This window comes from Anaerosolibacter sp., from assembly GCF_029240175.1.
GTDB lineage: Bacteria > Bacillota > Clostridia > Peptostreptococcales > Thermotaleaceae > Anaerosolibacter.
Genome location: NZ_JARBTM010000004.1, coordinates 55,764 through 82,744, shown reverse-complemented (window position 1 = coordinate 82,744; position 26,981 = coordinate 55,764). Strand labels below are relative to the sequence as shown.

Sequence of the window (26,981 nt, the reverse complement as noted above, 5' to 3'; positions counted from 1 at the left end):
AGTGCTCTTTCCCATCCCACTGAATCTGCTTCTAAGAAAAAGTATTGTTGAACAACTATGAAAGTAACTGATGGTATGAATACCTTTATCCAGCCATACTTATATCTCGATTTTATTAAACTATGCTGTAGAAAGAAAGTAATGATTAGTATTAAAACGAATGAAGAAAAAAGAATCAATTCGTACATGGTGTTACCCCCAAATACTTTTAAATGTATATATTTTACAAAAATTATAGAAATCCTTTAATAATCTTGTCAAAAAATGAAAAATGCCAAAGCACTAGGCTCTGGTATCATCATTATCAATAAGCTCAACTTTCGGTGTTTCAACTCTTTTTCCATCTACATTGGCTTCAGCTAGAATATATATAACAACCGAAGAAAATGCACCGATAACTGCGGATACTTGGGAAATTACAGTTGCCTCTACTTTCACCAACACCAAACCGGCAGCAATAAGCGCCATAAGTAAACTCCAGAACTTCCGTGAGCTTAATTTCCTCATCCAATCAATTTTTGTCATTTATTTTCCCTCCTTAATGACTTCATATAGCCTTACCATAATAACTGCCGCCTGCTCCCTAGTTAGTTGCCCCGTAGGATTGAAATTACCATTTGAATCTCCAGCAATTAGACCAAGTGCCTTTGCTTTTTCTATATCCTTTGCTGACCAACGATCATCAGCTACATCTCTAAATACTTTACCCAATATATTTCCCCCTTTCATCACTTCAAAGACTTCTTCCTGGAATTTATGCCAACTCAAAGGATTCTGTACAAACCATCGATGACAATCCTTCCATCCTACTACTTCCTGGTGCAGCCATAGATCGCCCAATGGCTTTGGATCAAGATCCCATTCTTTACTGAGGTCTGCACAGCGGTGCACCAAAGTATTATATGTAGCCTCTGTCATAGTCCCCTTATCGTCGATATTGGCCAGTTAAGCATACATTTCGAGGGGAGATTCTAATCCCCCCTCGTTCTTAATCATATATATGAACTTCAGAATGTTTACACCAATTTCTTGACAGATTCCAATTTCCTTCAAAATCCTTTTAAAAATTATTTAAATTTCAAAGATACATTAAAGCTAATACGATGTAATAGGGTTGATGGCAACCTATCGTTTTGTCGTAGAAAATAGATTTAGATTAAGTTTGTATTTAGTTGATTAAAAATTTTACTTCTAATGCCTTTCGAAATTGTCTCCTTTATGCCTTAGGTTTTGGAAACGGAAAGGGCAATGAAAATTTTTTTGTATCTAGCGGAACCTTGGGCTTCGCTAGACCCGCAGCGTTCATGGACCTCCCAAAGTACCTTTTGTTTTTTGCCCTCTCTCAATGTAATATATGTGGTATTCTATTACATTCAAATAGAATTTTCTCTTCTTTATATATCATCAGAAAACGCCACCTGAATGTAATGTTCTTTGTTTTTGTTACATTGCTTTTTTAGATGAAAACAATTTCCGAATTTCATGTCTATCTTCTTAAATAGCCTGTAGAAATTCATCGTCTTCAAGTGCAGTTGGACCATAAAATGCAAAGGCTATTTTTATAATTATCTTTGCGTTTAATCTCTGGTATTATATTTATAGGGTTCTATTATTAATCTTTTAACATCTATGTGAATAGAACCATCAGAAATTCATTAACAAAATGTTTACAAGTGAGAACCCTGCTCTGCAATATGTGAAATTTCACTACGCATACTCATTATTCTGTAGAGGATTTCTTCTACCTAGATTTCTGTGCAAAATAAAAAAAGCCAGAGCATTATGCATGCCCCAGCATCTTCACTATGTCCTAGCAAATTCTTCCTCATCGGAAAAATATCGTTGAAAACATTCAACTACTTCATCAATTATATGATCAATTTGGTTCTTGCTATACTACAGTCTTGGAATCCATGGTAGTAATTCATAGATTCTTTCAACTACCATATGATATTTCAGTTCGCCAGGGCTATTCCCATATCACCTACATTCTAATCTTTGGTTAGTAGTTCTATAGGTACTTCTTAGCTGTTAGTCTCCCTATCTTCATAAGCCGTTCAGCTCCAATATTGATCTTGAACATTGGTTCAATTTATTTGGTCATGCGCCTTTCATCGACTCAAATAGCTTGAGTTCTCACCTATTTTCGAATATTATCATCCATTTTCAACTTTTTTCAAAAGTTTTCAAGGAAAAAGTCATTTTTTTAGTGTGTGTGAAAATTAGGGATACCCTCCGGTCTTTTGAATTCGTATTTTTTTCGCCAGGGTGGGGGGGGAGTGGAACTTATCCATGATTCACTTAAAACCACTCCCCAATATGTCTTCCTTTTAAATCTTTACATACTTGCATCATTTGTTCCCTGTATGCTTTACCACATCTTTGTCTTATCCATTTCCTTGGTATGCTCGAACCGTTCTCTTTCAAGTTCAAGCTTTTTCTCGCTAAGCTCTTTCCTATGCTGCAGCTCTGGATTCTGAATTTGCATCCTCAATCTTTCAACTCTCAGCTTTTGTTCCTCAGTAGCTGTATCCCAATTAGCATGAAGCATTTCATTATAGTCTTTAATCAACCTGGATAATGTAGCCATTGCTCTGGATTGGGAATTTAGCAGGTTTGCTTGTCTATCCCATGCTTGCTGAATCTCATATTCTTCTTCCCTATATGTTTCAACAAGCATCTTTGCATCTTTTGGGCCTTTTAGATCTTGTTGGCTTTTAAATTTCTTAAGCTCTTTTGATTTATCATGTTCATCTTTAACATACATGATTTTCTGAGACCTAAGTATATTGATCCATTTGGTCATAATCATTGCCCATTGGATGTCTAACGGCGACCCTCCAGCTTCCTCTGCCTCTTTGACTAGATTTCTCACCTCTGTTGGAAGATATTTTGAATACCATCCATGCTTTCTTGCGTATTGATTTGCTTCTGGAGCTCCAGTAGCATTTTTATTACCTAACGGAGCCCCACCTTTTGGATTGTATTTTCTCTTCCAATCATCTGCATTTCTCCAATACTCAACGTTTTTCTCTTTCTCATCAAGTAGTCGTGCTAATTCTTTGGTTGTTATTTTACCTTGATGCTCTCTGTATATTTTAAATGCTTTTTCTCTATTAGGATTTCGATTTCTTGCCATACTTCCTCCTATCAGAATAACTCGTATTTTTAGCTAGGGATACAATTGCTATATAATGTTTTCTTATCGTCATTTGAATTAGTTTAGTTGTCAGTTCCATTCAATTTTTCACCTTCCAAAATACGAGTTATAAAATGTTCTCCTTATCGTGTTTTTACATGGAATTAGCTTCTAACCTTTAAATTCAATGGCTAGAACCACTTTTTTGTCCCAAAAATGAAAGTCGGGTTTATATGGTAAATCATGCTTTCAAAAAATTTTTTTCTTACATTATATATCATCGTTTTTTGACCCTCCAATGTCGAACTGTTAAAAAATCCGACTTTCGTTATTTTAGTCCCCCTTTTTCTTTACTCATTGTCCTTACCTATTTTTTCTTTTCCTGTGCAGCTTTTCTTCTCGTCTTAGCTGATATTTCACGGATATAGTCATAGGAATACCCCAGTTCATCGGCGATCTCTATAAGCTTTTTCTTTTGAAAGTCCCTCATGTAAACCACCTGATTTTCAATCCCACTTAGTTGTGAAACCTTTTCTTCCATCTTTCTTTTAGTCTCCTCCAGATGTGCAATGGCCTCCTCATGGAGTAAAATATGGCTTTTTATTTTCTGAATTCTTTCAAGGGCCTCCAGAAAAGGCATCTGAACAAAACCACCTGAACGCACCTCAGAATAGTTCACTGCCTTAATATCGCTAGGTCCATCTAATCTTGCCAATCTGGTTAAAACCTTCAACTCTCCTTTATATCCTTCCAGCCTTGCTTTCCATGCATCAATGGAATTGCACAAATCCATGTATGAATCACTTAACCTCATCCTTCTCTCCACCTTCCCATCTTCTATAAAAAACAAGAAGCCCAGGTTTATCCTACCTGGGCTTCTTGAGCCTCTATCTTATATGTATGTGTCGTCTTACACTTCGGGCATTTGATCTCGATCTCTACCTCTGTTCCCTCGGGAATCTTTCCCAACACCTTCTTACAAGCAATACATCTAATTTCTGTCATTATGTCCCACCATCCTCGTCCTATACTGCTGCCTTTTTCAATATATACTCTTTCCTATCATTATTGGAGGTATCCATACACATCATCCCCTATTTAAATCCATTAATTTTTATTTCTTAATATCCTGATACGTTCATTATCAAGTTTCCTTACAGCATAATCACCTATATACCTCATTTCTTCTTTTCCACATTTTGTGCATCTGTACTTATTGTACGCCCCACAGTGTTTGATAAATTCCCATTTGTGAAAATGAAATCTCATATATCACCCTCCACTCAATCTTAGTTTAAGATACAAGTAGCACACCTGATACAAGAAACAATGCAATTCCAGTTCCTGCCCCTAAGTTTCCATGACCGTCACCATAGGCATTTTTCCTAAATCCATTAAGTAAGACTAACGCGATCATTATGTCCATACTCCCAATTATCAACCTCATTAACTTCAACACTTTCACAATTTATTTTTCAATAGGCCTGCTTTCACCTGATTCCCATCCTACCTAGTTCATTATTTAAGCCATAGATTTATGTAGTATGTGAATCCTCCAGAATTTTTAAACTAATGGTAATTATTTTGAGTCGTATTTTTAATTTCCTTATTGTGTATAAACATGATTTTCTTTGATCATAATTAAGGTAATCCTTCGACTCTACCCAGATAATAGTTTTTAAAAACCTATTGAAGGCGGTGAATGGATGGAACTGAACATTCATATCAAGTTAGATAATCACACTGTCATAATGATTTTAAGCTACTTGATATCACTAGTGAAGTAATATCCATTTACTAAAGATAAGACCTAGATATACTAAAGATTTATTTGCTTAAAAAGTACTTAAGATAAATCTGTGTGGGGTTGAGGGAAACTTATATTTTAGCCATCTCTAAAAATCATTAGTGGAGGATTAATTTACTGTTTGCTGGATACTCCTAAGATAAACAAATATTACAACAATACTCACGTTTCATAATGTAAAATCACAGACTGCTTATAACTTTTATATCTTTTATTGCTTGTTGCAAAGCTTCCAAAGGTGTTTTGCATCCGTATACATGAGTTTTTTCTAAATCTTTATCCTTGAAAGGTTCTGTATTAATTTTGCAATGCCATCCCATTGGATGATATCCTGTCTCCACTTCATAATCTGATTCATCAAAATAATTTAGCAATGGACTATATCCTTTGTATTTGAGTAATAGTTCTTCTAACATATTTCATCCACCTTTCTTCTCTAAGTCTCAATTTCGCCCCTAAAGTTCCATAAATTTAACTTCCCTTTAGCTGGTATAGGTTCCTTAAGAATTTCAACATCCTCCAATATCCATGCATATCTTTCTAAGCAGTAATTTCCAAACTCCACTTCATTGCCTGAAACTTTCTGATCGTTTTCCAATGTTGCTCCTATAATTCTGAGATTATCTCCTAGTTCCCAATCTATAATTTTAAGACAGTCAACCAAGTTACACCTTGCAATGATGGCTCCTATCGGCAATTTTTCAAAGGAATCTATGCCGTTACTATGCAAGGTTGAATAAAATGGTTCTTTATCACATATGAACTTTTCAATCTTCTTGCTCGAATGGATCAGTAACGGTCCCCTATATTTGGTTGCCCAGGATCTAGTCTCAATTCTCTTTTCACCAGTGGCTATCAATGTGGCCCATGGTTGAATTATAGATAAAGTTTTCATCATTCCACTACCTTTGCTTTTTCTATGGCTGCCATAATTCTATTTTGAAGTTGATGATCTTCTCTATTCCAACCATTCAACTTATCATGACACTCTTTCAATAATTGCACAAAATCACGATTTAATGCTTTTAGATCATGACATTTCATCATCAAAGGAGAAAGGATATTTACTGTATCTGATAATGTATCAAGCTGCTCCATCAGCTCATCGTATTCGTTTAGCCTTCTAACGAGTTCTTCTTCTATTTCTATGTAGTTTCCATTGATTTCTACACCTTGAACCTCTAGCAATAACAGTACATCTCTTACGCCCTTTGAATGATCAACTTTTAAACCTTTCATTCTTCCACAATTACTTTCTACAAGCACCCGTCTGCAGCATTCATTCAGCAATTTATCATCTATGGACTTTAATCCAAACTCATTTCGTATTTGGTTGATAGAACTTTTTCCTTCAAGTAATCTATCCAATGCATTTTTTGCTTTTTCAATAATGTCATTTCCCATCTTTATCCCTCACTTTCATTCAATCTTATTTTAGCGTCATATCACCATGCTTATCTGCTCACTGCATTCTCTTTGAGCTTTCACCCAGGGTTCATACTCTTCAAACTCACACACCGTATGGTACCTTCCGTTTATCCATCCTGCAAAACAGTGGTGTTTCTTAGATGGATATTGCTTGTTATATGGCATGACATATGGCTTGATACCTAGTTCTGTAAGCTTTCTATATCGATACATGTCTTCTTCGAATGTTGTATTGTATCCGATGAGCATAAAGCACATGTGACGCCATTTCTTTGCTCTTTCAGAGAGAATATTGATCCCTTCGATGATTTGTTTTTCAAACCCCATTAGATCCCATGCATAATGTATTGATCTTAGATGCTTAACCTCTGACAATGCTTGGGCAATCTCTGGGGTTATGAGTCTAACATCTATACCTTGGGAGATATCAACTACAAGTCCCCTGTCCCGTATCTCATGGAGCTTATCAACCGCCAGTGGGTCAGCAGTGATGTTATTGTCCAAGAGAATCACAACATTACTCTCTGGATTGATCAAATCCTCTATGGTAGCAACCTGTCGGAATTCTCCTTCCTTGGGTGGTACAAAACAGAATCCGCATTTTCTTACGCAACCTCTTGATGTAAATCCGATACCTGCATCTATGATTGTCTGGGCCTTCTTTACCTTACTTTCCTTGCTTGCGATCCCACCATTGATCCTTGGGAGAATATCTTCGATCATGTAAAGCTCATAATCAGGATTACAATTTTCAACTTCAGCAGGAAGTCGCTTATGTATATCCCATCCTGTACCGCCATATTCAATATTTGGATATACCTGCTGCAGCTGTTCAGCTTTTCTTTTGCTCCAGGTGAACAACACAGAGCAGAAAACTTTATCTGCATCTTTTGGTACGTTATTTAAGAATATCTCTGCCCCATGCTGTTTATAGTAGGTGCTTAGCTTCATCAGTGCCAGATTAGGTATCTTCCCGTCAAAGTCTATTAATCCTACTTTCAAGCCTTCACCTTCTTTCATTTAACCGATTTGTCTCTCATCCTCCACAACATCACATAATTCTGGAAGATTTGCCCTTACTAGGTGTTCTGCAAAAGGCGGTGGTACCGCATTGCCACATCTAGCCACCTGAGCTGTCTTTGGATACTTATTTCCTTTGTGGTCCCTATCTATGATGTAATCTTCCGGAAACCCTTGGGCTCTAAATAGTTCATGGGGCTCAAGCATCCTCATCCCGATATCTACGATTTGATAATCCTGTCCATGGATGGTTACTATCCCAAATCTATCTCTGGATGTTATAGTCCTTAATGGTCCATCAACACGCTGCCCAGCATCATCACCATTGCCGTAGTATGTCATGAGGAATGTTCTTACTTCTCCAAAATGACCTGGACTTGCGACAATCGTCCTTAAGGGCTCCGTTGCCTTTTGCCCATCACAATTCTTATTCATTTGTATCAAGTGACTTGTAACGAGCGAATGTACTGGCCTAGCTGTAATCGTGTGTAATGCTTCATGTAATCCCGAAGCAACTGATCTGCTGCATCCGTCATAGTACTTTGAAATAAATGTTGCTACAAGCCCGAATCTATTCGATGTATCCAATGTATGTATTGGTGAATTTACGCTTAGTCCCCGTACTTCATCTTCGGTAGTTTCAGAGTGGTAGCTTGTTAGAAATGGTGTGACTAGACAATGTTCAGCCTTAGTCGTAATGGTAGTCAATACATTCTCTAATGAATAAGAAATCCTATCCCCTCCAAAACCAGTCTGGCCTATGCGTGCAATGTAAGGTGTAACAACATAGTGACCATTTACCGATGTAATTGTGCTCAATGGTTTGAATGCACTTTCAGGCTCGTTCTCAAACTTATATCTCAAAATAAATGGATTTGGATTATCAATCACAAATTTTTGAATCCCTCGAGCGATCCGTCTCAACGTATTTTCTGCTAACGGCTTTTTCCTCTCAAATATTGAAGGGCAAGGAATGGACCAATCGATAATCTCAGCAGCTGTTCTCCATGGTTTCAATAATCCGCATCTTACCTCAAGTCTTTCAGGATCTCCATGGGTTGGCTCCGGCCAGACAATCGGCTTACCATCACGCCGTGCTATCATGAAGAATCTCTTTCTAATTGTTGGCGCGCCATAATCACAGGCTCTTAATTCCCTGAAATCTACTCTATATCCTTGCTTTTCTAATGCCTTGATAAATAGTTCAAAGGTTTCTCCCTTTCTCTCAGGGTCTGGGTATAGATTTCCTTGGTCATCTTCTTTTAGTGGTCCCCATGATTTAAATTCCTCAACATTCTCTAACATGATCACACGAGGTTTTACCTGCTTGGCCCACTTCACAGCTACCCAAGCCAGTCCCCGGATATTTTTATCTACAGGCTTGCCACCCTTTGCTTTGCTAAAGTGCTTGCAGTCTGGAGAAAACCAAGCCAATGCTACTGGCCTACTCCTAACTGCTTCCCTGGGATCAACTTCCCAAACTGATTCACAATAATGCTCAGTTGTGGGATGATTCGCCTTATGCATTGCGATAGCAGCAGGATCATGATTGATAGCTATGTCTACACTCCTACCTGTTGCCAGTTCTATTCCTGTAGATGCTCCACCACCTCCAGCAAAGTTATCTACGATGATCTCTCTCAATTTGTCCACCCCTTTACGTCAATGAATATTTATTATTCGAAGCCGTAATTATAGTAAAAATCCCTTCTCTTTCTTATGTGATGCTGCTTTTAAATCAACTTTTTTAATTAACTACCAAGTAGTTTTCTATTTGATAAGGCCATGGTGATTTCGAATATCTGCTTTGAAATTGGCGCGACAAGATCAATCGCTCCTTTTGTTAAACATTTTTGCTGTGCCTCCTGCAGTCTTTCTATCTGTTCTTCTAAAATTTGTTTATAATCCATTCATATCACCTCACTTAGCTATCTATTTTCTTTGTTAATTCCACAAAGCCATCCTCTAATATTAACTTTCCATTGAAGTCCAATTCTCCAACATAGAATTCTCTCCCATTTTTATCTTTTGAAAAGTACTCTTCGGACTCGTTATCTAGGTAAACTTCATAAATTGCATCAGCCTCCACCATTGCCACTACAGAAGACTTATCACAATTCATTACATAAAACCCTTTCACGGCTTTAATCAGTATCTTTTTTTCTAAGGTCTTCATTCTCTCTTCCAATTTTTCAACATGGTCAATCAAAGCTAGAATAAACCCGCAAATCAAGTCTCCTTCGTCTTGAGTAGTCCATTTTTCATGATGATACTCATTTAAAAGAAACTGTTGAAAAGATTTTATATTGTTCTTCAATCCTTCCACTATTTATTAACCTCCATAATTGATTCGAATTCTCAAAATCTCTAAGTACAGCTTGCCTCCCTATTTGCTCCCACAATAAAAGTGGCACCCTTCTTTGCTGCATTTCTCTTTGGTAAAGCTGCAGTAATACTTATCACCTTTTTTCTGAAGCTTGCTACACTTTTGCATGTGCCTGATAAAATCCCAATCTTTCTTCAAACCACATACCTCCTAACTCACCATCATTCCACCTAGAAACTCATCAAAGGAAATCTGCTTGCCAACCATTGGCACTGCCTTGGGGACGATGCGAACTTCGATTTTCTTTCTAGTTTCGGGTATCTTTGGTTCAGTCTTCTCCTGTGGAACTACCGCTTTAGAAACCTTGGTGCCCACATACTCTACTGCTGCACCTATCCCATATTTCCTTAGAAAATCCCTGATCGTAAAAGCGGTTTTCTCCGTCACTGCCCTGCCGTTGTAGTTATGGATGTTGTACTTTTCCTGCCCGATAGAAAGAAACACCCTGCACACGGCCCGATCCGTATCGCTGAATTTTTCATCCACGCATTTTTCAAGGAGCATTCCCTCATGCCATAGGATGCTGCCATCCTTGAACTGCCCTTTCAAATCCTCACGCTCCTGCTGATTTAAAGGACGGGTATCCCTGTGATAGTCACTTCTCTTTCCGATGTGAAACATTCTTCCCTTGATCTCCAGATAAAGGTCCTTCCCCTTAAAGAAATTCAACCCCTTCGCCAGTTTCCTTTGGTAATCACACTCGTCCCTGTGGTCATGGGTACTGACACACATCCCTTCTCTGCTGCACTGCCGATAGGAGCCACAACATGCAAAACTCATAACCGTTCCTCCTTTATGCCACAGCCCTCATATACATGACTTCAATGGTTTTCTGTGGAATAACTTCTCCGATCCGAAAGTGCAAATGATTCTTCATTTCCTCCAGCTCATTGTGAACCTCCGCCATGGCTGCCAGTCTATCGAACTCTGCAAAATCACCATTTAGGTATCTAACAATGCTTTGGGCACAATATTGCCTTACTTGATCCGTCATCCTTTCCCACTCCTTCCCCATTGGTTCTTTTACTTATGCCTTAACATATTTTCAAGCTCATCATTGGTATACTCAAAGGTCGTTGGTTCAAAGTTATGGAACCGATTGGGTGCCCTGTTTTTCTGCACACCCCTATCGGTCTGCTGCTTTTTCATCTGGTTCTCCATCATCACGATCTTCTCTCGGAGCTTCCCTGCCGACAGGATATTGTTCTTCCAAAAGGAGTCCTCCTGACACCACAGGATCAACCCCTTTATTTCCTCGATTCTATATCCCTTGCTGCTATCTCCACCTATAGGACCAATCCTATGAAGCTTCTCCATCTCAGAAACCCACTTGTTATAGTTGCTCGTCCCCTTCTCAGGCACACTGGCCCGGGGATTATTGTCAGTGATCTTCTTGATCAGCAGCTCCGTTAGGGCAACAATAGTTGGCGGATGTTTTTTATCTACTTGAGATTCGTCGGACTTCTTGGAAGTCGGACGTATATCTTTTATCTCTCTTGTAATCTCTGTGTTAATCTCTGGTAATGGTTGGGGCAAATTGCCCTGATCCATTGGTGCATTTTGCCCTAATGGCATTGGGGCAGATTGCACCAATGCATTGTGCGATTTCACCTTTTGGTCAGCGTATGCTTCCATCAACTCATCAAGCTTTTCATAGTCGAGGGAATACCACTTGGTTCGATCTCTTTTCATTTCATTGAGAACATCTGTTAACAATATGCCTTTGTTTTCTAGTTTACTGAAAACCCTCTTTACCGTATCTATACTCCAGAAAGGAAAGTTCTGTGATTGCCAATTTTCAATTGAGTTGTACGTCCAATACCGATCATTTATGTAGTTCTTGCCCGTCTCTTTGTTGATCTCCAACCAGTAGTGAACCTGCTGGATCACGATAGCCTCATTCACGCTAAAGCATGTGGCTAAATCGGTATCAACCACGATCGGTTTCTTGTTCAATAAATGCTTGCTGCTCAATCATACTCACCCCCATCCTAGAAAAACATATGTATAATACTTAGAAGTACTGTCAATCCTAAAAATAAGAAAAGTACTCCTTTTAACTTTCTATAACGTTTTTTATATTTGAGCGGAGTATGCCCCCGCTCTATGTAAGAAATCATTGACTTTTTCATACAATCCTCCATTGAAATCCTGTAATGGCTGTGCTAAAATAGCCATAGTTACATATTTTTTAGCACACTGATCCCTTAACAGCTGCAACTGTTGAGAGGTCTTTTTCTTTGTTAAAATCTATAAATGTTCCTTTCTCGACGATCGAAATAATTCTATGATTTTGATACAACCACATAGCCAACTGAATACTCATCCCTCCACCTCCTAGATTAAGAAAAACAATTCAAACCATCTTTAAAGGTTTCTATATAACGTTACATAAATTAAATCTCGTAGATCATAACAATGCTTATCATATTTAGAACTCCGACCCCACGAGGGCATCTATCTCTTTAAGTTTCCTACTCCCGCGCTATTCCATATACGTTTTTATAATGTTTTCAATTTCTTCAATAACCATAACAGAGCCAAGTTCTAGCCCGATCACCAAACTAGGATCATCACTTTCCATGACAACCTCTTGCACATTAGTTTTGCATTTTGCCAGGGCAACTTGTAACATTCCAACAATGTGTTTATCCATCATTTTCACCTCTAAAAGTTAAATTCTTTTTCCTCCAGCCTCAAACTATAAGAAGCATCACTAATTCTTTTAAGCACATCATTGGCTGCTTGCAGCTGCTCTTTATACAAAATCAGTTGTTCCATATGCTTTGCATACCATTTGTGTGCGTTAGAAAGATAATTTTCTTTATTCTTTCTGTAAACGTTATGAGCTTCTTCACACCAGTCTACTTCTATGGCATTGTTATAATAAAGAATCGTTACCATGTATCCGTCGAGAGACTGAATGCACTTATCTATTGATTCTTGTATTTTATACTTTTCAAGATATACGCTGCTATCCATCAGTTCATAGTCTGCTCTAGTGAAAGGATTCTCCAATTTACCCGCCTGCCTTTCATATTTCTTTCCATTTTTACCTTTGGAAGTGCCAAATTTGTTTTAAAATGTTGAAACTTCACTATTTCCTCGGTAATAAATGTTTCATTTAGAGCGTTTTCTTGCTTTATATATCTCCTGCAGCTTGTCGGGGTCAAATCAGTTCCCAATCCATTTTCCAGATCCTGTTCACCTACTAAAATATAATGTTCAACCATAACATCAGCTTTAACACTAACCTGATGATTTGCTCCCTTTAAATCCAATAAGCTTGCTGTATATATTTAAAAGTTCTCTTTCTCACCTTTGATAGAGACCTTATCTCCAATTACACCCTTCGAGCTTCACTCTAATTATGTCTATCTAACAACTCTTAACCCACTAAACATATTCAATTGCTTTGCCATCGGCTCCAGCTCATGCCACTGATTAAAGTCATCTGATAATAAGTCTTGGATCGTCGCCTGGGTTGTTGCCCAATCAATCCCAAGAGTGGCCACCATATTACTCCAATCCTCCACATCGTGTTTTACGATATCACCATCTTTGTCAATATGCCTTAACTCATGGTATAGAAGCGCAATTAACTGTTCTCGCTGCATACTATCAATGTAATAAGATCTCGTTTCTAAGATGTATTGATATCCAGTCATAGCAGATAGCTGCTTATTCGCTAACTTCATTTGGGCTATCCAAAGATTTTTTGCTGATCCTGGAGCGAAATCAACATCTTCCAGAAACAATATTAGATTGGGCTTAACATGTTTAAGCTCTGGAAACTTCTCCACCAATCTTTCAGCAATTGGTCTGTATAGATAATTTTTGATCCAATGCTTATCTCCAAATCTTCCGTTATCCAACTTTCGTATCTTTCTCAACGCTCCATCATCTGATAGATTTGTATAGGTGATGTTATATCCTCCGCTAAAAACAATGTCTTCAATGGGCTCATCGCCAGTTTCATCATAAATTACTAGTCGCTTCTTCATATCTCTTCCTCCCTTTATAACTCACAGGAAGGGCATTTGAATTTAACCCTTCCTTGCTTTAATATGCTATGCCTATATCAGCAAATTTCCTGTTATAAGTGCTATTTTTAAGCTATATCCTCAGAACTGCCATTTTTGTGGCGGCTACATCTCTCTACGTTTGCATTAGCCTAACATTAAATTCTCCTACTATGCTGGCTTACCAATTGCTTCTTCGATTTTCATCATTATGGGTGTCAGTTGCTCCACTGCATAATCAATTACACAGTCCATATGAACAATAGCCCCATCACCGCACAATTTTATCTTCTCTCCTGGTAATATTCCTCCATTACAATAATCACAGGCTGCTATACCCTTGTTATTTTCTTGAATTGAATTATTCATATATGTAATTACACAATCTTTCATTGTGAATGACCTCCTTGATTTACCATTTTTCATCTGATATACTGAACTTACACAAAATTATTTTTTGAACGGCGACTATCCGAGCAGTGACAGCTGCATGTGGTAGTCATCTTTCTTTTTTGACTCCTTATGTGCTTCCCTTTTACTTCTTAGATAATTATTTATACCATCTCTCTCATGAGCTATCGGACTTACAATGTGATTGTTGCTTGGGTTAGTCTGACATACCGGGCATATATTACAGCCGAAGGTTTCAGGCCATAGGTTTCTGCATTCGTTACATAATCTACTCATTGTAAACCTCCTATCGTTTGTAACCTTTCATTTTCAGTTTTCTGTTTAACCTATCTTCCAAGGATTTGATATCCATTCCAAACTTCTCAACCATGACCACAAAGTTCAGCTTTATTGCTGGTATTAAATCTGCTATCTGTTCTTCTGCCTTCATGATTTCTTCCCAATCATGTTTAGGAATCTGATCACCTGACTTCTTATTCTTTAATAACCTTTTGAGCTGTTGTGAATGCTTTATGAGCTCTGCAGCTTCTTCGATTACTGTATCTAGTACAACAATTACGTTATCATCTACATTGTCCAGAATTGGTACGTTGAAAAACTCTGCCCTTTTTTCATACAAGTATTCATTTATCAGTCTAGGGCTATGGAATATCTCTGCTACCTTCTGTGCTATATCATCAGGTATTCTTCTTTCTTTACTCTCATACTTAGACCATGCTGCCTGGGTTACCCCAACTTGACTTGCTATTTCTACTTGAGATAAACCATTCTGGATCCGGGTGGTCCTTATAAGTTCTACGAAACACATTTTTTCTCTCACCTCCTTTTATTTGTTATGGATGTCTTGATATTTAAAACTAACTGTATTACCCATCTATAGAGTTATATCAGCCTTTATTGCTATACTTAGATTAGAAATCAACTTACCTTGATCGTCTTTTCTAAATCCCTTTTCAGATCCCTAACCTTACCTATGAATATATACAGTCTTATCTTCCTGGGTGTCTTAGCCACATAGGGCACCTCCTACCCAATCTCTTTCTCTTTTTTCATTTCTGCCGTATGTCTTAAGCGTACGGCCTTTCTTAGAATTGATTTAAAATCTCTCATTCGTTGCTCGTTGTCCTCATCCGGTTCTACTTTCACAAGAACCAGCTTTGGGTCAGGTAATCTTGGCATCATCTTCACCTCCTATGCTATTTGTTCACTTATACGTTTGGTAAGTTTGTTGTCAAAAAAAATTTCATTCACTTTATCTATTGATAAGTTTAATTCTTCAGCTAAGTTTGATATCTCTTTTCGACTAAATTCAATCATGCCTAGTTCTTTTCGGTTGTAGGTTTTTAAGGATATACCCATCTTTGCTGCTAATTCCTCCTGTGTATATCCCTTTTCAATTCTCATGCCCTTTAGCTTATTAGGATTCATTTTTCTCACCTCGCTTATTACCATTTGGTAATTTTATATTAGCATACCATTTGGTAATAAGCAATAATATTTTTGTATTTTTGGTAAGTTTTATTTTCTTTTTCTACCTATGACTTATAATATTGGTAAGGAGGTGTCCAAATGGAAAGTATCGGTAATAGAATATTAAAGCTTCGTAAGGAATTAAATATGACACAGAAAGAGTTGGCTGATAAAGCTGGAACTACTGAGGCAACTCTCTCAAGATATGAAAGTGATTTGAGAGAACCTAAAGCTGACATCATCGTAAAAATTGCCGCTGCTTTGGGCACGTCGACCGACTACCTCCTCGGAAGAACTAACTATAGAGATCAAAATTTTGAGAAAGAGTCTGTAGAAAAAAAGTATGGCTTCGCTACCAAGGCCTACCATAACTTAGATGTTGGCGGGCTATCAGAAGAGGATATCTCAAAAGTTGAAGAATATATTGAATTGCTGAAGCAGAAGTATAATCCAGATGGAACTTTGAAGAAGAAAGATTAACTAAGATATAGCAGCTAGCTGCTATATTATTTTTACTCAATAATAGAAAATTTTTCTAATAATAGTATTTCATGTAATTATTAGGGGTGGGGGATTATGACATTAAGGTTAAACAAATATTCATATCGCTTTGCTGAACAAGTATTGAATAGTAAATTATCATTGAAACAAGAAGTGGAAGATATCTTAACATCTACATCTATAAACATTAGTGAGCTTTCTAGACCTGGATTTAATGCTCTATTAGAAGAGAAATTTGTAAGTAAAGGTTGGGAAAGTCAACCTCCAGTATTTGATGAACCGGGTGATCCTTCAGCAAAGATGGACTTCTTAAAAGATCGTATTGGAATTGAGGTAGCATTTGGTCATCCTTCTTTCATTGGTATAGATCTATTAAAATTTCAGGTTGCTTCATATTCTGGACTTGATAAGATCGATGTTGGTATTTATATTGTTACTACGAAGAGCTTTCAGTCTCATATGAAAAAGCGTCATGAACAAAACTGGACAGGCTCTTTATCTTATGAGCGAGTAGTCAGATATCTTCCTCATTTTAAAAGTGCTATTCAGATACCTATTTATGTGATTGGTATAGATATTTAAACACTTTCAAAAACAAATTTCATTTAGGAGGAATAACTTTGAACTTAGATTTTCTTTCAACCTTAACTGGTTTAGGCCTAGATGTATTCAATATTGTTCTTTCAGGATATTCAATATTTAAAAAATCGAATGTTGAAATTTTTTTTGATAAGCTAAATAAGAGTAATCAAAATCTAACCACCATTGGCGAACGTCCTGAACTTCAAAGATATTTTTTCAAAATCGTTGATGAAGTTTCAAGGGAAGCTAATATTGAAAAACTTGAATCATGGAAAAATGTCGTAATTCATTTAGCTACAGATTTTCTTGAATTTGAGTATAAAGATAATTTTTTACGGACTCTATCCGATCTAACTGTTTTTGACTTAACTGTTCTTCATAAAATCTATAGTACTACATTTGATTTAGAGAGCTTTGAATCTCCACTTATTGAATATTTTGAGACTAAAAATATCAATTCTGGTTTTGTGAAACAATCTTTAAAGCGATTGGCATCACATAACCTTATCGATGAAAACTTCTTTAATGCTTTTACTTTTAGTGGCTTACAGGACAGCCCTCTCACTAATTTGATTTATTCAAAAAATGATCTTGGAAAAAAATTCTTAGTATTTGCTTCTGATTGCTCAAATCTATAAATTTTGCTTTTCTATCAAATGTACATGAAAATGCGTTCATAAAAAGGGATATGTATATTTAGATCTAAATAACAATATCGATGAACCAGGTATTTTATATATAAAATAACCAGTAATAATTTATCTATCATAGGTGTGAAGTTCATGTAGAAAATACTTTAAAGGATTTTATTTGACATCAGGAGGAATGATCTATGAATGACACTTCAACAATAAATAAAAATAAAAAGAAGGTTGGCGGATGGCTACTATTGTTTATCGCAACTCTTATAATTATCTACCCTATAAGTTCATTTATGAAAATTTCTTGGATTCTAAATAGGATCAATTTGCTAGGTGAGCAATATCCAAAGTTTACAACTTATGGGATACTTGCTATTGTTTTAACCACTCTAATTGCTATTCTAGGCATTTATGCTGGGATATTGCTGTTCAGATTAAAATCAAATTCATTGAAGATCGTAAAAATTTTTCTAATATTAAAGATTTTAATTACTTGCTTAGATAACTTTTTATTAATTAATTCTGGGGTTCTTGCTGATGTAATTTATGGAGTAGCAATAGCATACAAATTGTCCCCCGAAGCTAGTAAAGAAGTTTTAACTAAAGTTGGAACAAAGAATGTCTTACAATCACTTGCATATTCCGGGGTATGGTATGCGTATCTTATTAATTCGAAAAGAGTCAAAGATACCTATAATTTTTGATTTTTTATATCCGGCGTAGTCTTATACCTATTAGATGAAAATATTGCTAAGGTTGAAGAGTATATTGGGTTATTGAAGAAGAAATATAATCCAGATGGGACATTGAAGAAAAAGGATTAAAGACCAGAATTGGTCTTTTTTTATTTTTCGACATATTTCTCAAGATTTTAGTACCTTTTGCATATATAATTTTAAATGAATTATTAGCACTAGCCTAACAAACAGTCTTTTTACAAATTCATACTAAAATTTGTAGGTTATGTGTTTCCCTAATATACCCTAGATGTTTGTATTCACCTATTTATCTACTGAAAGTATTAATTAGAATGAAAGGATTGTGATACCATGCCATGGTTAAAGACTGGAGTGTTATGCGATAGACAGATTAAAAGTTTGCTAGGCAAGAAAATTTTCATCTATCCTTTTTATGTTGAAAATTTAAAAGGTTCTACCTATAATCTAACAGCTAGCATGTATGCATTTTCCGCTTCAGAAAATGAGCTTCTCATTAACGAAAAAGGCAAAATACAAATACCTGCTGGTGAAACTGCTTTAATACAAACTGAAGAGAGTATCTTTGTTACTAAAGACATATGTGGTACATATCATTCCAAAGTCAAATTAGTTTCTAAAGGATTATCACATATTGGAACTACCTTAGACCCTTTATTCTTTGGCACATCGTTAATCGCAGTTCATAATCATTCAAAGCAAGATCAATATATTTCTGTTGGAGAAACTTTTGCCTCAATTATGCTTCATAAAATGCCAAGCTCTACAAAATTATTGCATGACAATCAACCGTTTAGAAGTGATATTACAAATATGAACATCACAGAGTTTAAATATGACTTGCCTGAAGAAACAAAAGATGCTATAATTTCAAAAATTGAAGAGTGGAAGAATCAACCATGGCGGACTAATAAACAGTCATTAATTGATATAGTAAAAAATTATGTCAAGAATAGAGACCGCTCCGGTCATTTCCTTATTCTTAAGTTTATATCGATTGCCTTAAGTATTGCTATTGTGAGTGTTTTCGTTTATCTAAGTTATAAAAACAAACTAGATGACAAATATATGCCTTATATTATTGCTTTAGTAGGATTTGTTAGTCCAATTATCACTTCAATTGAAGAAATAATAAAAAACTATCTGAAGGGAGAATAAAAGTATGAAACTATATATTGAGAAGATTAATGAAAAAGCTCAATTACCTAGCTATGCGCATCCAGGAGATGCCGGACTTGATTTATTTTCAATCGATAATACCACTATAACTCCTGGTGAAATCAAGCTGATTCATACTGGGATAAAAATACAACTGCCACATAATACAGAAGCACAAATTCGTCCTAGAAGTGGATTGGCTTTAAAAAATGGGATTACTGTCTTAAATACCCCTGGAACTATTGATGAGGGATATAGAGGGGAAATTGGTATAATAATAATAAATCATGGAACCGATGAATTTATAGTAACTGAGGGAATGAAAATAGCTCAAATGGTTATCAAACCTATCATAAAAGTGCAAGTTGAACAGGTCGAAAAGCTAACAGATTCAGAACGAGGTTCTGGTGGCTTTGGATCAACTGGCTTGTAGTAATTTAATATTAGGTGCTTCATTTAGTACTATACCTATTTCCGATAGTACTATACCTATTTCCGAAAAAATAATTCTTTCAGTAATAAAGAATGTAGAGCTAAATTAAATTCTTGGATTTTAGAAAATCATATGAATGAGGTATGAAAAACAATATAGTTTTTGTTAATCTCAGATAAAAAAACAGCAAAACCAACGATGCATTAGCAAATAAGCTAAAAGCTCAGATGCTACATAGCCACAACTTTATTTGAAATAGATTAGATTAGACAGAATCATAATGATCATAGCCCTCATTATTCAGGAAAGCGAATAATCCTGTAGGCTTGGATAGAAGTGAAATAAATTTATGGGTTTTTGGTAGACCATAATTATCCATAACCCTCTTAACTACTAAGCTCTTTAAAAATTAAGAGACTATCAAGGTCAGATTTTTCGATCAATTTAACCTTGATAGTCTCTCGTTTTAATAAGCTTAGAAAAATGGATTATGGAAACCCACCTACAAAATTAGATATAGTCTCTCCTCATCTTGGATAAAGCAACTCAGGAATAATCAATTTGTAAAGTCCGGTGTTTCTTACTGACAGGTGGTCAGTTTTAAACCGTCATTACGGTCAAAAATAATCTGATGTTGACATAATGGTACTATTTCATTAGTAATTCAATATTACTTAAAGTTGGTTCACTATTAATTAAGTTAATACTAACGCTTGCTCCAACACAAACATCATAACTACCATTATAATGAAAATCACCTTCGAAATATCGCGTGCAAGATAAATGACAATCAAAAATCACATAATATTTCCTATGTCCCTCAACAATTATATAGCTAATATCTGGTTCGCATAATTCTATTCCATCTATTGTGCCCCAATCAGCCATTAAGCTTGCACATATTATTTGATTTGTCACATCTCCACATGTAACTTCGGCTGCTATTTTTTGTAACATTTCATCTATATGTTCTTCCTTACACTCTAACTTTTCAGCTTCTTGCTTTAAGTTATACATTTCTTTTTTTCTAATGTTTGTCCATTGGCATTCACTCATAATTTTATCTATCAAATCAACACATTTTTTATATGACCACGAAAAGCTAATCTCACCGAATTGTTTTTTAGCCCAGTGATTATATTTAATACTGTCATATCTGAACTCTCTTGTTTTATTCAAAAAACTTTCATATTTATCTATTACACTTTGAATTGCTGAAATTTTGTGTTTTACTTCCGTAAAGCTTGTTACTATTTTTAATTGTGATGCTCGATTCAGCTCTCTAAATACTTTAGTCACATGATCATGATTTTTTGCGATTTCATCGCACGTTAAATCACTGCATTTAATAAAGAAGTGAATTGAATAAATAATTTTACTGTGCAAAATGTCTATAACAATATTCTCAATAATATTTGATCTAGTTTTTAAAAAAAACTTTGTTTTGTCATTTGTAATAATTGAATCTAATAACTGGTCAGAATGATTTGTAAGAATAAGTTTATCTAGCTGCTCAACTAAAAAATCATATAAAGAAAAATAATGATAATGATCATACCCTATCAGTTCTATAATTTTTATATCGTTTTTATCAATTAAGGAAATCTTATCTTTGTTATTGAATGTATCTGTACAGATTTCGCAATCTTTATATCTTGAAATCAAATCAATTATCGAAGTTAATCTCCAAACATTTCTTTTATGGTATATATTTTCTATATTATTTTGTACTTCACTAATTTTGACAAAATCATTAAATTCACTGATATTCTTAGAAAATATATTTATTATGATAGGTAGTACGCTTGAAATCAAAAATTCAACTTCGATTCTCTTAATTGTTACTTCATAATGGCTTAATGCATTTCTCCACTTATTTAACTCCTTAAACATTCCATAAGTGTGCTCATCAATATCTTGGTTATATAGTATCAGTACCCTGTTAATAGCATCTATGAACTTAATCGTTTGTAATTCATTATTGTTTTTATTGTTATTTAATTTAATATTTAGCTCTTTTTCAAAAGCTTTAAATATATCTTCATAGACAAAATATTTACTCTTTTTCTCTACCAAATATTTGCATAAAATTTCTAGTGAATGATGTAAGTCAAGAATTATATCTTTAAGATAGAACTCTAAATCATCATCTTTTACTCTATCTAATTCAAATAGTTTATTTAGAGATTTCTTAAAAGAATGCATTCCATTATCAATACAATTCATATTTTACCTCCAGATCAATAATATTCAATAAGATGACCTCTGTCCGATTTGATAGATAGGACCTTCAAATCTCTAAAGTCGAGCGTATTTAAACTTTCTCACATCAATTTTAATAATTTCATTCTATCTTGTCCCGGAAAAAATGTTGCCGTATTGTTTCGTGAAAAATAATACTCTCGGTACAAAATACAATGCTGATATGAAAGACTCCTATCTGATTTAGTATCATTTCTAATTCTTGGTTAAAAGGAGTTTCTTATATCATCTGCCCACAGATAATAATTTAGTTTCAATTAATAATATGGTTTGCTAACTCCTGCCTTTTGGAGTGATTCATTTTATATTATTAGTCATGAAGCTGATACCTTTCTTTTATAGTTTCGAAATCCAGTTTATTATTGATAAAATCGATTAACGCCGTGACAGTATAATTTCGCCCGAAATGTGATCCTTTAGGATATCGTATATCTTCAGAAATTAAGATATGTTTAATTAAACTGAAGTAAGTTTTTAGTGAAATCCATTCATTAAGACTATCTACATCAACAGCAAAAAAGTCGAGGTTATTATAATTAATAAATCTAGATACAGAAAAATCCGTTGATACACCTAGTTGATTGTTAATTAATTTGATCGTTGATAAATGCTCAGGTTTAAAATTTTTTCTAAAAGCTAAAAAAATTTCTTCTAAAGTAGGGCTCCATAAATATATCGAATTATTCTTTACTCTAAGGAGAGACACTCTTGTATTTGAAGTCCATTTTTTAGGATCTGAAGATCCTGACTCTCTAGTTATCAGACATCTTTCTTCTATGTTATGTGGATAATATGAACTTTTGCCAGAAGGACGCAGTTCTATAGTTGTTGAAAATATAACCTCTTCAATAATTTCTGTTAATTCTCCAATTTGAATTTTAGGAGTATTTCCTGTAGACTCTATATAATATGACCCATTATAGCTTAAATAAGGAATTGGTTGTTTATCAAGCAACCCTATATCTATGTTATTTACAATTAAGTCTGGAAAGTCTTTCAAATCTCCACCAAGAATTTTTACCATGTTAAATCCCCCTTCTTTCCTAGTAAAATAAATCCATCAGATCAAGACCATAATAAAATGATCTTATATCTCTATAATACTAAAGCACATCTATACTAATCTGGAAAGTACCTTCGCCTTAATAATTTAGATAGCAAGAAGCCCTACTTTTTCTCTTTGTTACATACCTTTCTATTAATTTCTATTCTAACTTGTCCAAAACAGAAATATTGTCGTATTCTGTCATGGAAAATAAAAAAATAGTGCTTTAAGCACTATTTTTAAAGCTGCCATAGGGAGACTCCTATCTGGTAGGGATTGTTTTATGCCAGATAGGAGTTCAATTTCGCTCACCTATAAAATATTTTACAGTCCCAATGACTGGACATTAAGCTACATTTCGAGGGGAGATTCTAATCCCTCCTCGTTCTTAATCATATGTATGGTCTTCTGCAGGTTTATACCAACTTCTTAACAGGTCCAATTAAGTCCTGCATTTATCAGGCATGTACCTTATACTAAAACTTACCTTTTCTTTTGACTTATAGAGTTTATAAAAAATCACTTTCATTTTTTTGATAACTATCAAAAATATCTTGGAAATGTTCACTTTTTAATGATGTATCTCGATTAAATCTTTTTAAATTTTGGTAATTAATCTTTGCATTTTCTCTTGAAAGATCACTAACATAATAACCATTGCATGCTTCAGTGCTAGGTATTGGAATTATCATATCTTCAGATTTTACACATAAATTATTTTCATTATACAGAATAGAGATGCTAAATTTGTATATTGCAGGCATAATTGGATCTCCAAAAGTATTTGCTAATCTAATTCTAAATCGATCTACACCATTCGGTAGTATTGATTGAGAAAGTGAGTAAACCTTATTATCTAGTCCCGATAATAATATATCATATGTATGTGTTGCTTCTATTCTTTCGAAATGAGTGATTTGAGGATTAATCATTTCAAAATAATCGGAAATATTAAACGAAACCTTTTTTAGAAACGCCACTTCATCTCCAGCATTTCTAAGCTTTACATCTAAAACCGGGTATCTTTCATCACTATCACTATCAATAACAATATCAATAATTCTAACGTCAGCTTCTTTTTTGGTATTTGAGTTGTAATTATTTACAGTATTGTTTATCGTATTATTCATTCCATTTATGACATTACTTCTACTTATATTATTGCCTATATCACTTTGAACAAAGGTAAGTGCTTGTCTGGCCGACTTAAGTATATCTTGTAGTTCATCATCATCATCAATAGCGGCTTCTAAAAACTTTTGACTTTTCTTATATTCTTTAGGCATATTATTTACTTTATCAGCAATAATCTTGTATGATTTTTCATCAAGAATCCACTCGCTTAGTCCTTTTTTTATATATGCTCCGGTTAAGTTCCCAAATTTCTTTATTCCATCCCAAGCTAACCCTGATAATATTGTTGATTCTAAAATATTCATATGTTTACCTCCACTTAACTATTTTCAAAAACATTACGATATATAAACGCTAATATAAAAGTGAGCCATTTTTCGGCTAAATGATCATGAATTTTTGAGCCACTCCAAATTAACCTGTATCATAGAATTATTAGACTATGATACAGAGGTGAGAAAGGCGTGAAGATAGATTTGGATATTTATGATCAAATCCGAAAAATGTTTGAATCGGAGGGTTGCTCCCAAAGAGAGATTGCTAGAAGACTTAATATCTCTCGTAATACTGTAGCTAAATACTGTAATGGAAACCATGTGCCTTGGGTGAGAAAACCTTACAGTGATCGCACGAACAAGGTTGTCTCCGATGATGTTATCCACTTCATCAAATCATGCTTACAACAGGATGAAGTGGAAGGTATTAAGAAGCAGAAACATACTGCAGCCCGAATCTATCACCGTCTAGTTGATGAGATGGATTTTACAGGTGGTGAATCCACTATTCGCCGTGTAGTCAGGGAGTTACGTTCCCTTGAAAACAAGGCATATATCCCTTTATCCTTTGATCCAGGTGAAGCAGCACAAGTGGATTGGGGTAGTGCTTGGATTTACTATCAGGGTAAAAAAGTTAAGGTCAAAATCTTCTGTGTCCGACTATGCCACAGTGCTTCATTCCATGTAAGAGCCTTCTTTGCTGAGAATGAAGAATGTTTCCTAGAAGGTCACATCCATGCCTTTGAATTCTTCAGCGGTGTACCTAGAAAGATCGTCTTTGATAATGCAAAGGTAGCTGTTAGGGAGGGATTAGGCGCTTATGTTACTAAAGAAAATCCAAGGTACAAAGCACTAAAAGCTCATTATGCCTTTGAAACAGCCTACTGTAATCCTTCAAGTGGTCATGAGAAAGGACTTGTAGAAGGATTGGTCGGCTTTATCCGTAGAAATGCCTTTGTTCCGATGCCTAGAGTTAATTCTCTAGATGAGCTGAACACTCTCCTTACCCATCGCTGCCGCGAGTATTTAAAACACAGGATTCGAGGAGAAAAGGAGTCAGTTGGTGAAAAGTTCTTACTAGACAAGCAGTCTTTACGTCCTCTTCCACCCTACATCTTTGATGTTAGTCAAAGCATTTACACTAGAGTAAATACGATGTGTCAGGTGATCTACCAAACCAATAGATACTCAGTTCCTTGCCACTATGTAGGAAAAGAAGTTACCATTAAAGCAAAGGGTGCTGTAGTTGAGATCTATTACAAAGGAAGCCTCATAGCATGTCATGATAGATGTTATGACTCTCATCAGAAAATCTATGAGCTTGCCCACTACATGCCCTTAATTGAAAAACGTCCTAGATCGGTATTTAATGCTGAGCCAGTAAAAAACCATATTCCTTCGGAAGTGTTAGATGCCTTTATGAAACTTCCCGAAGGGCATAAAAAGGCAGTAGAATTCCTGAAAGAAAGTTTTAGTTCTGTAAATGAATCTACGCATCAGACTGGTGACATAGCATCAGCACCAATACCCCTTAAGGGACCTGCAGTTAAGAAAGTGGATTTATCCATCTATGATCAGCTAATTAGGGAGGTGTCTAGGGCATGAATCCATCTCCGATAAATGCACAGATCCTTCTTTATGCTAAATCCCTACGATTACCTACCCTAAGAGGCTATGAGCAAATACTTAGAGTATCCCAGGATAAGCAGGATACTTATGAAGAATTTCTGCTTAAAATCTTAGATACTGAATACAACAGCCGACAGGCAAACCAACAGCGAAGACGTATTAAATCAGCCAAGTTCCCCTTTGAAAAAACCTTAGATGAATTCGATTCTAGCAGGCTTGAGCATATACCTCCTAATGTGATATGGGAGCTTTCTGCTTGTGATTACATTGATAAAAAGCAAAATATCATTATGATCGGTAATCCCGGTACTGGCAAGACCCACTTGGCGATAGCCCTGGGGATGAAAGCTTGCCATAAAGGTTATGATGTTCTTTTTTCCACAGCTGCCAATCTAGCTATACAACTAGGCGAAGCTGAAACCCAGCATAAGCTTAGCAGGCTTCTTAAGCAACTTAATCGAATTGACCTTCTGATTCTTGATGAATTATCCTATCTTTCCTTTAACAAAGCACAATCAGAGCTTTTGTTTCAGGTGATTTCTGAACGATCAGAACGTGGAAGTATTATCTTAACGACAAACCTAGAGTTTTCAAAATGGGAAGAATTTTTCCCAGATACAATGCTTACGTCAGCACTAATCGATAGGATCACGTACCGTTCAGCCATCTTAAACATGAATGGTGCTTCCTATCGATTGCATAAGAAAACAAAGTAACTGGCTCAGAAATTGGTGAGCATATGGCTCACTTTTTCATGATCAAAATGGCTCAGAATTTCATGAGCGACTGGCTCAAAAATTCATTGACATTCACACTACTACTCCATTGTCACACACTTGAGATATTCTTATACCATGAATCTACTATTTAATTTTTATTTTAGCTAATCAGAATAGGAAATGTTGTCGTATTCTGTCAGAAG

General features: G+C 35.4%; 37 protein-coding genes. 8 read left to right on the top strand and 29 right to left on the bottom strand.

What is annotated here, in order from left to right:
* Positions 1-282 precede the first annotated feature (282 nt).
* The 26 genes from K0R93_RS03570 to K0R93_RS03445 form a co-directional block, all read right to left on the bottom strand.
* Positions 283-525 (bottom strand): hypothetical protein, encoded by a 243-nt coding sequence (locus K0R93_RS03570; RefSeq protein WP_300297674.1) that lies wholly within the window; start codon positions 523-525, stop codon positions 283-285.
* Entirely contained in the window at positions 526-918 is a 393-nt protein-coding gene (locus K0R93_RS03565) for an S-layer homology domain-containing protein (RefSeq protein ID WP_300297671.1), read from the bottom strand.
* A gap of 1,453 nt (positions 919-2,371) precedes the next feature.
* Positions 2,372-3,139 carry a phage terminase small subunit gene (terS, locus tag K0R93_RS03560; protein ID WP_300297668.1) on the bottom strand — a complete coding sequence of 256 codons (768 nt, stop codon included), beginning with the start codon at positions 3,137-3,139 and terminating at the stop codon, positions 2,372-2,374.
* A gap of 367 nt (positions 3,140-3,506) precedes the next feature.
* Positions 3,507-3,953, bottom strand: a complete 447-nt coding sequence (locus K0R93_RS03555) for a hypothetical protein (RefSeq protein WP_300297664.1) — start codon at positions 3,951-3,953, stop codon at positions 3,507-3,509.
* Between the two features lie 47 nt (positions 3,954-4,000).
* Complete coding sequence (locus K0R93_RS03550; RefSeq protein ID WP_300297661.1) at positions 4,001-4,144, bottom strand: Com family DNA-binding transcriptional regulator; 144 nt, start codon at positions 4,142-4,144, stop codon at positions 4,001-4,003.
* 289 nt (positions 4,145-4,433) lie between these two features.
* Positions 4,434-4,556, bottom strand: a complete 123-nt coding sequence (locus tag K0R93_RS03545) for a hypothetical protein (RefSeq protein ID WP_300297658.1) — start codon at positions 4,554-4,556, stop codon at positions 4,434-4,436.
* 572 nt (positions 4,557-5,128) lie between these two features.
* The gene (locus K0R93_RS03540) at positions 5,129-5,362 is read right to left on the bottom strand and encodes a hypothetical protein (protein WP_300297655.1); all 234 of its coding nucleotides are present in this window, start codon (positions 5,360-5,362) and stop codon (positions 5,129-5,131) included.
* 20 nt (positions 5,363-5,382) lie between these two features.
* A complete protein-coding gene (locus tag K0R93_RS03535; protein ID WP_300297652.1) occupies positions 5,383-5,841 on the bottom strand; it encodes an ASCH domain-containing protein in 459 nt (152 codons plus the stop codon).
* Complete coding sequence (locus K0R93_RS03530) at positions 5,841-6,350, bottom strand: hypothetical protein (protein WP_300297649.1); 510 nt, start codon at positions 6,348-6,350, stop codon at positions 5,841-5,843. The genes K0R93_RS03535 and K0R93_RS03530 overlap by 1 nt, the downstream gene beginning before the upstream one ends.
* Positions 6,351-6,386: 36 nt before the next feature.
* Entirely contained in the window at positions 6,387-7,376 is a 990-nt protein-coding gene (locus K0R93_RS03525) for a radical SAM protein (RefSeq protein WP_300297646.1), read from the bottom strand.
* Positions 7,377-7,394: 18 nt separating this feature from the next.
* Positions 7,395-9,038: a DNA cytosine methyltransferase gene (locus tag K0R93_RS03520; RefSeq protein WP_300297643.1), complete on the bottom strand. Its 1,644-nt coding sequence runs from the start codon at positions 9,036-9,038 to the stop codon at positions 7,395-7,397.
* 107 nt (positions 9,039-9,145) lie between these two features.
* The gene (locus K0R93_RS03515; protein ID WP_300297641.1) at positions 9,146-9,304 is read right to left on the bottom strand and encodes a hypothetical protein; all 159 of its coding nucleotides are present in this window, start codon (positions 9,302-9,304) and stop codon (positions 9,146-9,148) included.
* Positions 9,305-9,318: 14 nt separating this feature from the next.
* A complete protein-coding gene (locus tag K0R93_RS03510; protein ID WP_300297638.1) occupies positions 9,319-9,720 on the bottom strand; it encodes a hypothetical protein in 402 nt (133 codons plus the stop codon).
* 60 nt (positions 9,721-9,780) lie between these two features.
* Positions 9,781-9,918 carry a hypothetical protein gene (locus K0R93_RS03505; RefSeq protein WP_300297636.1) on the bottom strand — a complete coding sequence of 46 codons (138 nt, stop codon included), beginning with the start codon at positions 9,916-9,918 and terminating at the stop codon, positions 9,781-9,783.
* Between the two features lie 12 nt (positions 9,919-9,930).
* A complete protein-coding gene (locus K0R93_RS03500; protein ID WP_300297633.1) occupies positions 9,931-10,560 on the bottom strand; it encodes a hypothetical protein in 630 nt (209 codons plus the stop codon).
* A gap of 13 nt (positions 10,561-10,573) precedes the next feature.
* Positions 10,574-10,774, bottom strand: coding sequence for a hypothetical protein (locus K0R93_RS03495; RefSeq protein WP_300297630.1), 201 nt, complete (start codon positions 10,772-10,774; stop codon positions 10,574-10,576).
* A 29-nt stretch (positions 10,775-10,803) separates the two neighbouring features.
* The gene (locus tag K0R93_RS03490; protein ID WP_300297627.1) at positions 10,804-11,754 is read right to left on the bottom strand and encodes a hypothetical protein; all 951 of its coding nucleotides are present in this window, start codon (positions 11,752-11,754) and stop codon (positions 10,804-10,806) included.
* A gap of 217 nt (positions 11,755-11,971) precedes the next feature.
* A complete protein-coding gene (locus K0R93_RS03485) occupies positions 11,972-12,106 on the bottom strand; it encodes a hypothetical protein (protein ID WP_300297623.1) in 135 nt (44 codons plus the stop codon).
* 159 nt (positions 12,107-12,265) lie between these two features.
* Entirely contained in the window at positions 12,266-12,439 is a 174-nt protein-coding gene (locus tag K0R93_RS03480; RefSeq protein WP_300297620.1) for a hypothetical protein, read from the bottom strand.
* 8 nt (positions 12,440-12,447) lie between these two features.
* Entirely contained in the window at positions 12,448-12,798 is a 351-nt protein-coding gene (locus K0R93_RS03475) for a hypothetical protein (RefSeq protein ID WP_300297617.1), read from the bottom strand.
* The gene (locus K0R93_RS03470) at positions 12,762-13,061 is read right to left on the bottom strand and encodes a hypothetical protein (protein ID WP_300297614.1); all 300 of its coding nucleotides are present in this window, start codon (positions 13,059-13,061) and stop codon (positions 12,762-12,764) included. The genes K0R93_RS03475 and K0R93_RS03470 overlap by 37 nt, the downstream gene beginning before the upstream one ends.
* Before the next feature lie 93 nt (positions 13,062-13,154).
* Positions 13,155-13,784, bottom strand: coding sequence for a putative metallopeptidase (locus K0R93_RS03465; RefSeq protein WP_300297612.1), 630 nt, complete (start codon positions 13,782-13,784; stop codon positions 13,155-13,157).
* A gap of 189 nt (positions 13,785-13,973) precedes the next feature.
* Positions 13,974-14,195, bottom strand: a complete 222-nt coding sequence (locus K0R93_RS03460) for a hypothetical protein (RefSeq protein WP_300297609.1) — start codon at positions 14,193-14,195, stop codon at positions 13,974-13,976.
* Between the two features lie 304 nt (positions 14,196-14,499).
* Entirely contained in the window at positions 14,500-15,021 is a 522-nt protein-coding gene (locus K0R93_RS03455; protein WP_300297606.1) for a helix-turn-helix domain-containing protein, read from the bottom strand.
* Between the two features lie 218 nt (positions 15,022-15,239).
* Positions 15,240-15,392: a hypothetical protein gene (locus tag K0R93_RS03450; RefSeq protein ID WP_300297604.1), complete on the bottom strand. Its 153-nt coding sequence runs from the start codon at positions 15,390-15,392 to the stop codon at positions 15,240-15,242.
* Positions 15,393-15,404: 12 nt separating this feature from the next.
* Positions 15,405-15,641 carry a helix-turn-helix transcriptional regulator gene (locus K0R93_RS03445; protein ID WP_300297601.1) on the bottom strand — a complete coding sequence of 79 codons (237 nt, stop codon included), beginning with the start codon at positions 15,639-15,641 and terminating at the stop codon, positions 15,405-15,407.
* 141 nt (positions 15,642-15,782) lie between these two features.
* On the opposite strand from K0R93_RS03445, the gene K0R93_RS03440 reads away from it, so the two are divergent.
* The 6 genes from K0R93_RS03440 to dut all read left to right on the top strand — a co-directional run bounded on the left by K0R93_RS03440 (position 15,783) and on the right by dut (position 19,714).
* On the top strand, positions 15,783-16,163 hold the full coding sequence (locus K0R93_RS03440; RefSeq protein ID WP_300297598.1) for a helix-turn-helix domain-containing protein: 381 nt from the start codon (positions 15,783-15,785) through the stop codon (positions 16,161-16,163).
* A gap of 96 nt (positions 16,164-16,259) precedes the next feature.
* Positions 16,260-16,766, top strand: coding sequence for a BglII/BstYI family type II restriction endonuclease (locus K0R93_RS03435; protein ID WP_300297595.1), 507 nt, complete (start codon positions 16,260-16,262; stop codon positions 16,764-16,766).
* 38 nt (positions 16,767-16,804) lie between these two features.
* Positions 16,805-17,404 (top strand): hypothetical protein, encoded by a 600-nt coding sequence (locus tag K0R93_RS03430; RefSeq protein ID WP_300297592.1) that lies wholly within the window; start codon positions 16,805-16,807, stop codon positions 17,402-17,404.
* Between the two features lie 194 nt (positions 17,405-17,598).
* On the top strand, positions 17,599-18,111 hold the full coding sequence (locus K0R93_RS03425; RefSeq protein WP_300297589.1) for a DUF2569 family protein: 513 nt from the start codon (positions 17,599-17,601) through the stop codon (positions 18,109-18,111).
* 345 nt (positions 18,112-18,456) lie between these two features.
* The gene (locus K0R93_RS03420) at positions 18,457-19,281 is read left to right on the top strand and encodes a hypothetical protein (protein ID WP_300297586.1); all 825 of its coding nucleotides are present in this window, start codon (positions 18,457-18,459) and stop codon (positions 19,279-19,281) included.
* Between the two features lie 4 nt (positions 19,282-19,285).
* On the top strand, positions 19,286-19,714 hold the full coding sequence (dut, locus tag K0R93_RS03415) for a dUTP diphosphatase (protein WP_300297583.1): 429 nt from the start codon (positions 19,286-19,288) through the stop codon (positions 19,712-19,714).
* A gap of 648 nt (positions 19,715-20,362) precedes the next feature.
* Here the strand turns inward: dut and K0R93_RS03410 are convergent.
* The 3 genes from K0R93_RS03410 to K0R93_RS03400 form a co-directional block, all read right to left on the bottom strand.
* Positions 20,363-21,940 carry a hypothetical protein gene (locus tag K0R93_RS03410; RefSeq protein ID WP_300297580.1) on the bottom strand — a complete coding sequence of 526 codons (1,578 nt, stop codon included), beginning with the start codon at positions 21,938-21,940 and terminating at the stop codon, positions 20,363-20,365.
* 346 nt (positions 21,941-22,286) lie between these two features.
* Positions 22,287-23,000: a hypothetical protein gene (locus K0R93_RS03405; protein ID WP_300297578.1), complete on the bottom strand. Its 714-nt coding sequence runs from the start codon at positions 22,998-23,000 to the stop codon at positions 22,287-22,289.
* Positions 23,001-23,530: 530 nt separating this feature from the next.
* Entirely contained in the window at positions 23,531-24,460 is a 930-nt protein-coding gene (locus tag K0R93_RS03400; RefSeq protein ID WP_300297576.1) for a hypothetical protein, read from the bottom strand.
* A gap of 159 nt (positions 24,461-24,619) precedes the next feature.
* On the opposite strand from K0R93_RS03400, the gene istA reads away from it, so the two are divergent.
* Together istA and istB are read left to right on the top strand one after the other, a co-directional pair.
* Positions 24,620-26,035, top strand: coding sequence for an IS21 family transposase (gene istA / locus K0R93_RS03395; protein WP_300297573.1), 1,416 nt, complete (start codon positions 24,620-24,622; stop codon positions 26,033-26,035).
* Positions 26,032-26,775 (top strand): IS21-like element helper ATPase IstB, encoded by a 744-nt coding sequence (istB, locus tag K0R93_RS03390; protein ID WP_300297571.1) that lies wholly within the window; start codon positions 26,032-26,034, stop codon positions 26,773-26,775. Before istA ends, istB begins: the two co-directional genes overlap by 4 nt.
* Positions 26,776-26,981: the final 206 nt, after the last annotated feature.